Raw genomic sequence first — 12789 nt, 5'->3', positions numbered from 1 at the left:
CTAGTATTCGAAGTTGTCTGGATCTTGTCCTGTGCGGGTGTTTTCATTTAAATTATGGATATTTTCCATATCTTTGGTTGATAATACAAAATCAAAAATATTGGCATTTTCCGCGATTCGATCTAGATTTGATGTTTTTGGGATCGTAACTACCTCATTTTGCAGATCCCAGCGTAAAATAATTTGTGCCACTGTTTTGTTATGTTTTTTTGCAATTTTTTTTAAAGTAGGATTGTCTTGAAGTTTGCCTCTCATTAGGGGAGACCAAGCTTCCATTTGAATTTTTTCTTTTTGACAGAAAGCTAGTAACTCCGTCTGGGATAATTTCGGATGGTATTCCACTTGGTTTATCATTGGCTTGATTTCTGATGAATCGAATATATCTTGCAGGTGGTGGATGTGAAAGTTACTAACTCCAATGGCTCTCACTTTTTTTTTGCGGTATAGTGTTTCTAAAGCTTTCCATGTTTCTGCATATAGATTTGGAACGGGCCAATGAATAAGATATAGATCTAAATAATCCATTTGTAATCGATCAAGGCTGTCATGAAATGCTTTTAAAGTAGATTCATAACCTTGATCTGTATTCCAAACTTTTGAGGTGACAAATACTTCTTCTCTTGAGAAATTTGATTTCCGCAGAGCTTCGCCTAATCCTTTTTCGTTTTGATATAGCGAAGCAGTGTCAAAGCTGCGATATCCATATTCCAATGCTTTTTGGATGATTGCACCCATACCATTTTCTTCAGGGATTTTGTATACTCCAAGACCAAACCAAGGCATTTTAACTCCATTAGCAAGTGTTGTAGTGGATCGAATGTGATCTGTCATTCTTCGGAACCTCCAGTATGAAAATGTAAATGCATTTTTACTTCTTCAATCTGTTGCAAATGCCTTTGTTCATGTAAACCTACAAACGCTATCCATTGTTCTAGATTCATACCTTCACCAAATATAGGATGGGTCATCGTTTTTTGTTTTTTATCTTCTGGACTAATTTTCTCAATCAGCTTATCGAAATTGTCTCGAGATTTTTTTAAATTCGCTTTTAGCACACCAAGTGATTGGTTATTATTGTTTACTGGATAAGGATAAATTATTTTTTTTGTTCGGTTAAGCATGAGTTGTAATGGTTTTTCCACAGCTATTAGTGTACTCTCATTTTCTAGGGCGAGTTCTATTTTATTGGTGATGTTCGTCTCAATTTGATATAAGTGTTCTAAGATTTGGGCAATGCTCCAACATTCGGGAGACTCGGTTTGGTTCAGTTGTTCATCAGATAAATGGTCAACCGCATTCCAGATATCCTCACGTATTTTATGATGGTTAGTCAAATTTTCCCCTCCTTAATTAATATTTTTATTATAGTATTTTTGAAAAAAAGAACCTAAATTACTTTAGGTTCATGTGGGTCACAGGTTCTTTTTTTCGAAATTTCCAAGGTATCTCAGCTAATAAGATTCCAAGAATAATAAATGAACAGCCAGTGGATTCGATTGGAGTTAGGGTAATTCCATTTACCAGATAATCTCCTAAAGCAGCAAAAACCGGTTCTAATGTGAATATAATTGCCACTCGAGTGGAAGAGATTTTTTTTTGGACAATGGTCTGTGCAACAAAAGCAAATACTGTTGCAAGAACTGATGTTATTAAAATGGCAGTCACTACGAATGGTTTTATTAAAACGACTGGTTGAACGGATTCAAAAAATAGTGATAAGATGCCGCTACAAATGGTAACAGTAAGAAATTGCCAGATAACAAAAGCATACGTAGAGAGCTTGTTCGTATATTGTCCTGTTAGTGCAATTTGTATAGCAAATGCTACTGCACAGCTTAAAGCAAGAACATCACCGATGTTCATACCAACGATAGAACCAGATAAGAAATAGAGACCGATTATCGAACAGACAACGCCGACAATAGTAGGTAGTTTCATATGTTGACGAAAAAAGAGCAGGGTGACAAATGGAACAAACGCAACATTCATTCCTGTGAAGAATCCAGATTTACCTGATGTAGTATAAAGTAAACTAAAAGTTTGTAGTGCGAATCCAAGAAATAGAAAAAAACCGATTATTATTCCACCGACAATAGCTTTTTTTTGCCAGATATTTTCTTTTATGAACAACTTATTAATCAACCATAACAAGAGAAAAGCAACAAAAAAACGCAGGCATAAAAAAGAATAAGGTGGAAGTTGCTGGATTGCATCTTGAACTACTACAAAGGTGATTCCCCAAACAAAACTAACAGAAATAAGCAATATTTCCGGCAAAAATCGCTTGGACATTTTTTCCACCTCGTTTTCAAAACTTCTATTAGAATAACATAAAAATATATATATATTCAAATACTTTATTATTTGATCTGAGCTACCATTCTCCTTAGTTTCGATGTCGTCTCTTCATCAGAAGGAGTGAAGATACTACAGCGCAAGTCGGTATCGCCTTTTATATCAAGAGAAGTCAGATCGAATAGTAGTTTTCCAGCCCTAGCATGTCGAAATTCAATAAAAACTTCAGGAGATGAGCTCACGTCATTTTGATGCCATAGGTTAGAGAATAAGTCATTATTAGTTGATAGTTTTTCTATAAAAAGGTTATACCATGGGTCTCCTACATATTTTCCGTAATAGGATCGAAACAAAGATAAAAATCCTCTAGTGAAATCCTCCCAGTTAACTGCTAACATCTGAAATTCTCTTCTGGTAAATAATAACCAAATCATATTTCTCTCTTCCGGCGGAATTTGTGAAAAATTCAGAAATACACTTGATGCTGCTTCATTCCACTCAATAATATTGCACTTTCGATCAGAAATAATCGTGGGGAAATAATGCATTTGATGAAGGATGAGTTTCATTCCTGGATTGATAATGGGAGTTTGTTCTTTATTTGATAAGGAAGACTCATTTAGTGCTAAAAAAAATAAGTATTTCTTTTCTTCTTCATTCAATTGTAAGGCCGAAGCAATACTTGCAAGAACAGAAGGTGTAACTCGGATATTTCTCCCTTGTTCTAACCATGTATACCATGTCGTACTTATGCCTGCAAGCTGCGCTACTTCTTCTCTGCGCAACCCTGGTGTACGCCTTCTTCCAAAAAAGGGTAAACCTACATCCTGAGGTTTTAATTTAGAGCGGTGTGTTGTTAAAAATTCAGACAACGCTTTTAATCGAATATTTTCTTCCATGATTATCTCCTTTAGTAGGAGTGTATCCTAGCATTTTTTATACTAGTATAACCTACAACTTGTACTAGGTTAACCTGATATGACAAGATAAAAGAAAAAAGAAGTGAGGATAAAAGATGAAACGAGTAGTCATTACTGGCATGGGGGTAATTTCCCCAATTGGGAACGATTTGACCACTTATTGGAAAAATTTGAAACAAGGTGTATCGGGAATTAGAAAAATAACAGAGTTCGATACTTCGGAATTGAAGACAAAAATCGCTGGAATGGTACAAGATTTTGATCCTGAAAAGTTATTAGGCAAAAAAGAAGCAAGAAAAATGGATCGTTACTGTCAATTTGCAGTAACAGCCTCGCAACAAGCAATCGAAGATGCACAGTTGGAACTAGAAAAAGAAAACAGAGATCGAATTGGCGTATATATTGGTTCTGGAATTGGAGGAATACAGACAATATTGAATAATCACCGAGTGATGATCGAAAGAGGTCCTTCGCGTGTGAATCCTGCTTTGGTTCCAATGATGATTGCGAATATGGCTGCCGCTCAAGTCAGTATTTTCAACGGCTTAACTGGTCCGACGCTCTCCCATGTTACAGCCTGTGCTACTAGTAATAATGCGATTGGAGAAGCTTTTAAGTTATTACAAAGAGGAGGAGCAGATGTAGTAATAGCAGGTGGGGCAGAAGCTGCTATTACTGATTTAGCACTAGCTGGTTTTGGAAACGCAAAAGCATTATCAACGAGAAATGAAGATCCATTGAAGGCAAGCAGACCATTTGATAAGGACCGAGATGGATTTGTTGCATCAGAGGGAGCAGGTATATTGATATTAGAAACTTGGGAACATGCAATAAATAGAGGTGTTAAAATTTATGCGGAAGTAATTGGTTATGGAGCTACTTCTGATGCATATCATATGGTTGCTACGGATATAGAAGGAGTAGGAGCTTATAAAGCGATGAAATTAGCAATCGAAGACGCTAATATATCAGAAAGAGATATAAACTATATCAATGCACATGCTACGAGTACACCAGTCGGCGACTTGTCTGAAACACTTGCAATTAAAAAGTTACTAGGGGACTTTGCTTACCAAATTCCGATCAGTGCTACTAAGTCAATGACAGGGCATGCATTGGGAGCAGCTGGCGGGTTAGAGGCTATCGCACTTGTAAAAACAATCCAAGACGGGATAGTGCCACCTACCATAAATCTAGAAAATTTTGACCCTAAATGCGACTTGGACTATGTGCCAAATCAATCTAGAGAAATGAATGTTACAGTTGGTTTATCGAATTCCATCGGTTTCGGGGGACACAATGCAGTCATTGCAATGAGAAAATACGAATAATATAAGCAAACAAGTTTGTATTAAAAACTAAAACCAAATTATTTATAGGATACCAAGAACAAAACGAAGATTTTCCCCGTTAAGCATTTAAACACTATAAAATCCCGATTTTCAGCTCGATTAAGATTGATTTATTACTTGTTTATTTCTATCATTTAGCGAAATGCTCGATAATTAAGTCGCGAAACGTACGTGCTGCTAAGGATAATTAACGTTTTTCGGACCATGACAACTGATAGGTACGTTGGCAAACAAGCTCTATAATGTGCAAATGGTGATTGATGGTACTATTCCTTTACCTCCTTTCCCAAATAAAAATATAAACGCATTATTATCTTTAACTAGCACCATTTCGAGTAACTGGGACTTATTTTGTGTTGATAATACATTACAGAAAGGTATTAGACGTTTCGTTATACACAGGCCTCAATTTGAAGGATGGGAGCATTTAAATGGAACAATTGAATTTGAATAAAAATGATACATTTGTTTTATTCAAGTCGCTAACAGGTGAACATGAGGAAGCGATAGGGCTATCTTTTGATGTAAGACAGAGTTTCGGACATGAGGGAATTGATATATCTTTACTAGGTCGCCCTCATTTATCTTTAGGCGAATTCTTCTTGTAAACTAAAACCAGCATCCGTGTCATAAAGCGCAATTTGACCAACAAATGGAATTTATCTGACGGACTAGAGCACGAACCGTCTCATGATGAAATTACCGCATTTTTGCATATCCCCTCGAAATGGTTCATTAGGGAGCAGTGGAACAGGAAATCAGAATAAGCATTATGGGCAATAAAACTTAGAATCAGCATCCGTGTCACGAAGCACAGTTTGAGAAAATATTGGGGAATGTATAAAAATGTAAATACTTCTATTATCAAAAGAGAGATATAATAGTTTATATTTAAAATGTAAATATATTTATCAGGAGAGGGATGAACAGATGCAATCATCTCAACGTTTCGGAAAAATACTGTTGGCTCTGTCTCTTTGCGTTGTTGCTGCTCTATTTGTACAAATCCAAACCACCTATGCAGCTACTTATTGGTCTGGTAATGTTAAAGTTAATGGTTCTGGTTACTTTAAAACAACAAGTTTTTACGTACCCAAAACTAAGGTATATTTACGCGGTACCAAGTGGGCAACGAAAACCATTTCGACCAAAATCGAATTGATTAGGAAATCAGATAATAAAGTTGTAGCTTCTTGTATTGGTAATTCCTATACATCTAAATCTTCCTTCTACTGTGGTCCATGGTACACTCCAAATGGAGGCTACTACTACTTGAAATTTACCAATAATACTTCTGGGTCTACGTACTATGTTAACCCGTATTCTCTAGCTAACTAGACTAAACAAATTTGCTTTGGTGTACCATTAATAGGGTAGAGGGAGCGAAGACCGATTTTGGTATCATACGCCTAGTAAATGGAATCTATCTGACGAACTAGAGCACGAACCGTCTCACTCCCCCTCATTGGACAAAAGAAAAAGACTTGATCTCTAAGCGCATAATAGAGGTCAAGTCTTTTTGAGAGAGCTGGGAAATCTTCTGAAATACTCCTTTATGTTATTCTTTCAACTGCTGTATTATTCTTAACTATGTTTTACACATAAGGTATTAAACTCAAAAGATAATATGTTTATGCTAATTAAAATCAGAGAAGTGACCACAATAATATAAAGAATTTAAATCCATAGGTTTGTAATAAATTCGTTTTAATTCAATATGGTAATATGTTACCTAGAACAGAGAGCCATATAGCGGAATTGTAGGTGGCTAGATCTATGGAAACTAAAATACGGAAAAGGTTGAGCTTTTCATTATCCGACTTTAGTTGATGATATTTCTCCTTTTATACTACCTATTTCCTGAAGAGCTTTTTGTTTTTCCAACCAATCATAATACTGAGGTGGATAATCCTCTTTTGAGATTATGGTTAATCTTTCTACTCCTAATACTTGAAGGATCCGATTCAACTTTGTGGTTCCAATCCCTTGATACTCAAATTTCTCATCTTTCGAAATTTGTACCTGAGAAACCCCTAATTTCTCAGCCAACTGTTCTTGGGTAATTTCTTTGTAGACACGTATTTTAATCAAAAAAGATCCTAATTGACTCATGGTGACTGTTTCTTGATCAAAATCACCTTGTTTCGCTTTTTCATACATTTCAATGTCATATTTTAAAGAGTAATAAATTTTGTTAATAGCCGTGAGTGAAATTTCGATTTTTGTTTGATCGTAACCCTGATTAGTTAAATCCTCTGTAATGTCCTTACGTTGTTGCTCTAAATGCTCTAATTTTTTCTTCTCTCTTTTGTATTGTTGTTCCGAGTTAATTTTCATCCATATCACCCCTCGTAGGTTAATATCATTTATAAATATGGCATAAAGCCTGATCTAACATAAAAACAGGGTACATTTTGGGGAGATTCAATCACTCCTTGCGAGATCTCCGATCATTGCTACCTTAAGACCAATCCCCCAAACTGCTACTATCTACCTATTAGACGATCTTTAGGGCGTAGTGTTGTCATACACCGAATCTACGAGGCCATCGCAACGGTAGATGAACCCAATAGACAAACGGAGAGGATGTTCATGAACTATTTTATAGGAATTGATCTTGCTGACATAAACATGATGTCTGTATTCTAGATTCTTCTGGTGACATTCGGAAAGAATTTATTGTTCCTCACTCGCCAGAAGGGATACTACAAGAAATTCGAACCTTCGGGGTGGATCTTTCGAACGTGATCATTTCTGCCGAAACCTCCAATCACTTATTTATCCAATACTTACATGCTGTAGGCTGCATGGTCTACTCGATTAATCCGAAAAGTGTGGACCGTGCACGTGACCGTTTTTCTCCTGCAGGTGCAAAAGACGACACAAGAGATGCACGAGTTTTGGCAGACTTAATTCGTACGGATGGGCATCAGTATCGACCCATTCGAATAGATAGTTCAGAACTAAAAGAGTTGCACATCCTTGTTCGAGATCGAGAAACCTTGGTAGCTTCACGAGTTCGAATGGAGAACCAGATTACCACTTGTCTAAAAAGCTACTATCCACGGGCTTTAAAATGCTTTTGTCGGTTAAACCAACCATCTACTATTCAGTTTTTAAGGGCATTTCCAACCCCAAAAGCATTTGCTAAAGCGAGTTTGAACCAGTTGGAGAAGGTTCTTCAAGGTCTCTGTTCACACCAATTCCAAACCGGATGGGGGTAGTTCATTCGCGAGTTTAATTCATGAGCGAGAACAGACAATTAATGGAATCTGGATAAATCCCGCATTTTTGCATATCCCTTAGCAAGGTATGGAGGTAGTTCGAGATAACTTCGATTCCACCCTAATGGTACTATAGGCTTGTTTGGTATGCCTTCCTTTTCCAGATTCAAGGATCCTATAGGGGTAGTGACAGGGTTGCTGCTCTAGTCCGCAAGATTATGTCCAATTCCTGTAATGTCTATCGAGGGAATGGACAAAAAAGCAGCTACTTTGCGGTCTATGGTAAGAACCCTGTCACCAGTACAAATGAAACATAATAGCAATTATGTTTACTCTTTTACAAAGGTAGGTATTATTAAAGGTTTTTTGGAAAGGTTAAGAAAAGAAAGTTGTTTTATATTTTATGTGATTGTAATTAGGGTAAAAAATCAAATGAAAAGGAAACGAAGGAGTAAAGTGATTTTCCTTCCTAATCAGATTAGAACTAAGTATCCAATAGGAGGATTAATTATGGAAAAGGTCACTCATCTTATGAATAGACATCTTCAGCTATGGAGTGATACAAACCGTGAAACACGTAGAATGTCCATCAGTGAAATATACTCGAAAAACTGCAGTGTCTATGACCCTTTCTATCCGGATGTAGCTGTTGGACATGATGATTTAATGAAATTGATTGATGAGGTACAGAGCAAGTTTTCTCAATTTAGGTTTACTCTAATTTCAAATTCTTTAGATGAACATCATGGTAAAGTGAGATTTAATTGGACTTATGGACCATCTGAAAACCCTGAAATGATTACCGGACAGGACTTTGTGAACATTTGTAATGGAGTGATACAATCTGTGGTAATCTTTATCAATAAGTCTTAAGTCTCAGGATTAACTTTAGCAATAATCCATCAATAACATTAGTATTAGTTGGACAGTAACACAGTAAAAATAATACCCTGACAATGATTGTTTTTATATTATTATAAAATGTTCATATGATATTTTATATAAATATCTAATAAAAGGAAATTGCTAAGGTGACCAAACGAAATAAATTATAATATAGGGGGTTGGTATAATGACAACCAATGAACAAGTTATTATCTTAGCGCGATTTCAATTAAAACCAAACTCAAATAAACAGGATTTCTTCAATAACTTGAAGCCACTGTTTGATACCATGTCAAAAGAACCTACATTTGTAAATGGAATCGTTCATGAGAATGTAGATAATCCAGATGAAATTATGTTCTATGAGATTTGGAACTGTTCCAAGGAAACTTGGTTGGCTGAAGAAGAAACAAAGACTTATCGCCAAGGACCATACACAAGAGCGGCTGAGTTTTTATTGAATAGGGAACTGTTTTTCCTTACTTCTATTGGTGAGTGGGGGACGACGATTACTTTAGGAAAGCACTATTCTTAATTCTGATTAGTTTATATTAGAGGAGAATTGACTGTACATAAATCTTTATCTCACGAGAGTGAGTTACTATTTAACAAGGAGGAATCTTGGTAATGGAAAGAGATCAAAGCAAACTAGCCTAAGTTAGGTGTATGCTATTTATTGAAATGATATATTCATAGATAACACACTGTAAGCGTTAAACTCTGCCCATCTTTTGAGAACCTACCTATCATCCCGTGAGAAATTCTCCCTAATGATCAAAAGAAGGGAGATTTTTATGTTGATCAGGGGGTTCCGCTGTCAGAACACGAATTTTCCCCGCTAAGAATAAAAACCACAAAAAAGACTAACGTTCTACCCCTCTAAGGGATATAAGTTAGTCTTTTATTAACAATTTGATTATCAGCAGGAGGTTCTATTTTCCGACGTCTATATTCAGCATATACAGTTTCCTTTAAAGATTCGAACTCTTGTGCATAGTCTAATACTTTTTCTTGCAACCAATGGGTAATGTCTTTCTCATCTTGAAGTGTTCCTTCACTAAAGCTGTATAGCTTGCAAATTTCATTCCAATGAATCTTAATTGTTCTGGAGTTTCAAGAATATTGCTCAAACATGTCCGACGGAATTTTCAGTTGCTTGCTGATAAAATGGATCACTGCTTTAGGAATATCACTGGGTGTTGCTGGAAATCTGGCTTCATGCTGAAAAAACTTCATCAGTACAGCAAAACCAAGCCGTGAATTGGAGTATTTGCTTTCTATCAACTGTTTCTCAGGCTCGATTAAGGTGAAATGCTCAATCAGTTCATCTAATTCCCATTGTTTTTCATGATGTATTCTCTCAGAAGAAAATGAATAACAGAACTGCCATATCTGAAAATGTCTCAATAAAACAAGAGGTTTACCAAATCAAGAAAACCTTTCAATCTCAAATTCCTTCATCACCTTATAAAATGAGTTCTTTTTCAAACCAAGTAACTTCATGAATTTAACACCTGTGATTTCTTTGGTTTTCCATTTCGGATAGTGAGAGTCTAATAATTGGCGTTGTTCATGGGAAGAAGTCTGTAAATTAAGCTTAGGTCGTCCTAAATGTTTACCTTTTTAAACATAAGAAATACCTCTTTCCAACATTTATCTGCTATAATTCAATTTCACTTGGTGACAGCGTGGTATAATTCCTACTGTTTTTTTGAAATCTTTATTGCATCTTTTTCGATTCATTCTGGACACGTTCTGTCGAAAGTATTCTAACGCTTAACTGAGTGGTGTCCATGAAACTAAACATAAGTATTTATTAATGAATTAATGAAGTGCTTTGGTTCTATTCTTGAATAAATAAACAACGCACAATAACAACGGAATGACGATCAAATCCAAGATTATGAGGTAAGGATACCAACTCGTTGCAGAAAGGGCATTTGTGGTCATACCTATTTTAGGAATTATTATCACGCCTATACTAATTAAGAAAAGAACAACAACTAATACAACTTTTTCATTTTCTATTTTTATCGTTTTTGCTAGTCCATGACTTAATAGGTAGGTATGCAAAGATAAAAATATCACGTGCATGAAAAACGATGCAGGAACTGCTAAGACATCTAGATTTTGGATAAAATTTCCAACGGAAATCATTTTCACATAGGTATAGATAGGATAGTTTAGGTTAATCGCTAAGTTAGATCCAAATAGAAAGATAAAGGTCATCGCGCTAAGGACTAGATTGAAAGAAATGAAACCTGTACCCCACAATATCCAGCGGATTCCTTTTTTCGGTTTTGAAAGGAATGGCATAATAAAAATAGGGAGAAGTGCAACTCTCCCCATGAATGCAGCGGAAACGAATGTTCCTTTTAAAATCTTTTGCCAACCTGAATCAGTATAGATAGGGAGAATACGATCCCATACAAATCCCTGTAGATTGAGTATTAACACTCCAAAAGTAACAATAAAAAATAAGATACCTGTAAATTCACTAAGACGAGAAACTGCTGTTAGACCTCCCTTTAAAAGGGTATAGGCCATGATTAAAATCATGATTAAATACAAAAACCATATTGGAGTATTTGGTAATACTCCGAGGTTTACAAAGCCAGTAATTTCACGCATAGATGAAAGAATGAGTATATACAATGTGAAAAAATAGGGTACCACCATAACAGTCCCTAGCCATTTACCTAAAATGATTTGACTAAATTCAAAAATGGTCCTATCTGGATATAACAGACTTAGCTTCGCTAAGAAGTAACTGAAGAGGACAATGAAAAACGTGGCAATAATTAAGGATATCCATGCATCTTGTTTGGCGTACAACAGGGCTGGAATTACGGCATAATATGTATATCCTGAAAAAAATACAAGCCAAAACATTTGCCATCCAGTGATCTTCAAAATATATTTAGACCTCCTTGGAAAGGTATATTATTCCCTTTAAATCCACTATTTTTTATTGTTACATTAACTTTTGTCCGAACATCTATGTCGGGAAATACGGTTTGCCACTTGGTTTTTAGATTTTTCCATGAATCAGGATGTTTATGATGTATATCTTCTCCAAAACCAAAAATGTCCGTTTGGTAACGATTTTGTACCGTTTTAATCAATTGTTGTGTATCTTGCTGGATACTCGTATTAACCATGTGTTCTACTTCACGTAGTGTCTGAATGTCGGCAAGATTAAGAGATGAGTGACTTTCTACGATACTTGCCTCCCCTGAAAGAGTTACGTCTATTAGAATTTTACTTCCCTTTACATTTGACTTTAATTGTTTTTGCAATTTTGTAACGTTTAGCGATATTTTACTTTTGTCTTTAGGAAGAGTCAGAGTTAGAGGAAGAGAAGATAACTTTCCAGCTATCCACAGAGCTTCTGTAGCATCGGTTCCTTTTAAATATCCAACTAGTCTAGGTTCTTTGTTAAATAATCCAATATCATCTACTTGGATGGATTTTTCCTTATCTGTGTTTACACTATCTTGATTGATTTGGATCGCTTGCATCGTAGGACAGGTCCCTTCACTCATTAAATCTGCTAAGAACGTACGAAAATCAGTGGATCGGTTTTTGATATATTTGAACTTCATACTCTTTGTGACTGTTTCAGTAGAGGACTGTTCCAATAAGGTTTCTTGTTTAAGCAGGCTTTTTCCATCAGATCCTTTGACCAAGAATACTTCTACTCGATTATTATGTGTCGGAATCCGAGCAGAATAGTCTAACCATTTTCTAAAATTATGTCTACAGAAGCGTTCACCATGAAAAATAACTTTCCGATAACCTGCAAACAATTTCCGAGGTAGTTTTGCTTGAATTCGTTCTGATGCTTCAAAAATAGTACCACCAGTGGCAGAAAGGACAAACGAGCTTTTTTGTTTCTTTGCTCCACCTTCTGTTTGACCACCAACTCCAGCTGGAACAACAAATTGTGCACTTACCTCAATTTGTCCATTTTCTGTTTCGTCTATAGCTGAACCTAACCATAAGGCACGCTGGTTGGGTTCCACCATATCCCAACAACCGGTTAGTGGTAGACAACATCCCCAAAAAAGTATCATGATAAGGATTAAGTTTGTTCGTTTCACCTCGCTGTCC

Annotated in this window: 13 protein-coding genes and 2 pseudogenes; 6 read left to right on the top strand and 9 right to left on the bottom strand. The window is 36.0% G+C overall.

What is annotated here, in order from left to right; translation table 11 throughout:
- The 4 genes from AC5WOC_RS03225 to AC5WOC_RS03210 all read right to left on the bottom strand — a co-directional run bounded on the left by AC5WOC_RS03225 (window position 1) and on the right by AC5WOC_RS03210 (window position 3194).
- Entirely contained in the window at window positions 1-831 is an 831-nt protein-coding gene (locus AC5WOC_RS03225) for an aldo/keto reductase (RefSeq protein ID WP_496053937.1), read from the bottom strand.
- Complete coding sequence (locus AC5WOC_RS03220; RefSeq protein ID WP_496053936.1) at window positions 828-1334, bottom strand: DinB family protein; 507 nt, start codon at window positions 1332-1334, stop codon at window positions 828-830. The genes AC5WOC_RS03225 and AC5WOC_RS03220 overlap by 4 nt, the downstream gene beginning before the upstream one ends.
- A 58-nt stretch (window positions 1335-1392) precedes the next feature.
- Window positions 1393-2292: a DMT family transporter gene (locus AC5WOC_RS03215; protein ID WP_496053935.1), complete on the bottom strand. Its 900-nt coding sequence runs from the start codon at window positions 2290-2292 to the stop codon at window positions 1393-1395.
- Between the two features lie 68 nt (window positions 2293-2360).
- Window positions 2361-3194, bottom strand: coding sequence for a helix-turn-helix transcriptional regulator (locus AC5WOC_RS03210; RefSeq protein WP_496053934.1), 834 nt, complete (start codon window positions 3192-3194; stop codon window positions 2361-2363).
- Between the two features lie 116 nt (window positions 3195-3310).
- Between AC5WOC_RS03210 and fabF the strand changes: the two genes are divergently transcribed.
- The 3 genes from fabF to AC5WOC_RS03195 all read left to right on the top strand — a co-directional run bounded on the left by fabF (window position 3311) and on the right by AC5WOC_RS03195 (window position 5905).
- Window positions 3311-4546 carry a beta-ketoacyl-ACP synthase II gene (gene fabF / locus AC5WOC_RS03205; RefSeq protein ID WP_496053933.1) on the top strand — a complete coding sequence of 412 codons (1236 nt, stop codon included), beginning with the start codon at window positions 3311-3313 and terminating at the stop codon, window positions 4544-4546.
- A gap of 452 nt (window positions 4547-4998) precedes the next feature.
- Window positions 4999-5175 carry a hypothetical protein gene (locus tag AC5WOC_RS03200; RefSeq protein WP_496053932.1) on the top strand — a complete coding sequence of 59 codons (177 nt, stop codon included), beginning with the start codon at window positions 4999-5001 and terminating at the stop codon, window positions 5173-5175.
- Window positions 5176-5497: 322 nt separating this feature from the next.
- Entirely contained in the window at window positions 5498-5905 is a 408-nt protein-coding gene (locus AC5WOC_RS03195; protein ID WP_496053931.1) for a hypothetical protein, read from the top strand.
- A 474-nt stretch (window positions 5906-6379) separates the two neighbouring features.
- On the opposite strand, the gene AC5WOC_RS03190 is transcribed toward AC5WOC_RS03195, so the two are convergent.
- Complete coding sequence (locus AC5WOC_RS03190; protein WP_496053930.1) at window positions 6380-6904, bottom strand: helix-turn-helix domain-containing protein; 525 nt, start codon at window positions 6902-6904, stop codon at window positions 6380-6382.
- A gap of 299 nt (window positions 6905-7203) precedes the next feature.
- On the opposite strand from AC5WOC_RS03190, the pseudogene AC5WOC_RS03185 reads away from it, so the two are divergent.
- The 3 genes and pseudogenes from AC5WOC_RS03185 to AC5WOC_RS03175 all read left to right on the top strand — a co-directional run.
- Window positions 7204-7791 (top strand): annotated as a pseudogene (locus AC5WOC_RS03185) (IS110 family transposase); the annotation flags it as partial.
- Window positions 7792-8040: 249 nt separating this feature from the next.
- Complete coding sequence (locus tag AC5WOC_RS03180; protein ID WP_496053929.1) at window positions 8041-8664, top strand: hypothetical protein; 624 nt, start codon at window positions 8041-8043, stop codon at window positions 8662-8664.
- A 199-nt stretch (window positions 8665-8863) separates the two neighbouring features.
- Complete coding sequence (locus AC5WOC_RS03175; protein ID WP_496053928.1) at window positions 8864-9211, top strand: putative quinol monooxygenase; 348 nt, start codon at window positions 8864-8866, stop codon at window positions 9209-9211.
- A gap of 578 nt (window positions 9212-9789) precedes the next feature.
- Here AC5WOC_RS03175 and AC5WOC_RS03170 read toward each other — a convergent pair.
- From AC5WOC_RS03170 to AC5WOC_RS03155, 4 genes and pseudogenes are all read right to left on the bottom strand, one after another.
- Entirely contained in the window at window positions 9790-10083 is a 294-nt protein-coding gene (locus AC5WOC_RS03170) for a DUF4158 domain-containing protein (protein WP_496053927.1), read from the bottom strand.
- Between the two features lie 21 nt (window positions 10084-10104).
- A pseudogene (locus AC5WOC_RS03165) lies at window positions 10105-10299 on the bottom strand (recombinase family protein); the annotation flags it as partial.
- 201 nt (window positions 10300-10500) lie between these two features.
- Window positions 10501-11589, bottom strand: coding sequence for a GerAB/ArcD/ProY family transporter (locus AC5WOC_RS03160; protein ID WP_496053926.1), 1089 nt, complete (start codon window positions 11587-11589; stop codon window positions 10501-10503).
- On the bottom strand, window positions 11586-12779 hold the full coding sequence (locus AC5WOC_RS03155) for a Ger(x)C family spore germination protein (protein ID WP_496053925.1): 1194 nt from the start codon (window positions 12777-12779) through the stop codon (window positions 11586-11588). The genes AC5WOC_RS03160 and AC5WOC_RS03155 overlap by 4 nt, the downstream gene beginning before the upstream one ends.
- Window positions 12780-12789 lie beyond the last annotated feature (10 nt).

This window comes from Shimazuella sp. NTD247, from assembly GCF_059510415.1.
Note: the sequence above shows the minus strand (reverse complement) of the source record. Positions and strands in the feature narration are given on the sequence as shown.

Excerpts from the sequence above, each read along its gene's own strand:
- AC5WOC_RS03190 (WP_496053930.1), bottom strand. The coding sequence starts at position 6,904 with ATGAAAATTAACTCGGAACAACAATACAAAAGAGAGAAGAAAAAATTA.
- AC5WOC_RS03180 (WP_496053929.1), top strand. The coding sequence starts at position 8,041 with ATGGACAAAAAAGCAGCTACTTTGCGGTCTATGGTAAGAACCCTGTCA.
- AC5WOC_RS03215 (WP_496053935.1), bottom strand. The coding sequence starts at position 2,292 with ATGTCCAAGCGATTTTTGCCGGAAATATTGCTTATTTCTGTTAGTTTT.
- AC5WOC_RS03225 (WP_496053937.1), bottom strand. The coding sequence starts at position 831 with ATGACAGATCACATTCGATCCACTACAACACTTGCTAATGGAGTTAAA.
- fabF (WP_496053933.1), top strand. The coding sequence starts at position 3,311 with ATGAAACGAGTAGTCATTACTGGCATGGGGGTAATTTCCCCAATTGGG.
- AC5WOC_RS03210 (WP_496053934.1), bottom strand. The coding sequence starts at position 3,194 with ATGGAAGAAAATATTCGATTAAAAGCGTTGTCTGAATTTTTAACAACA.
- AC5WOC_RS03175 (WP_496053928.1), top strand. The coding sequence starts at position 8,864 with ATGACAACCAATGAACAAGTTATTATCTTAGCGCGATTTCAATTAAAA.
- AC5WOC_RS03200 (WP_496053932.1), top strand. The coding sequence starts at position 4,999 with ATGGAACAATTGAATTTGAATAAAAATGATACATTTGTTTTATTCAAG.
- AC5WOC_RS03195 (WP_496053931.1), top strand. The coding sequence starts at position 5,498 with ATGCAATCATCTCAACGTTTCGGAAAAATACTGTTGGCTCTGTCTCTT.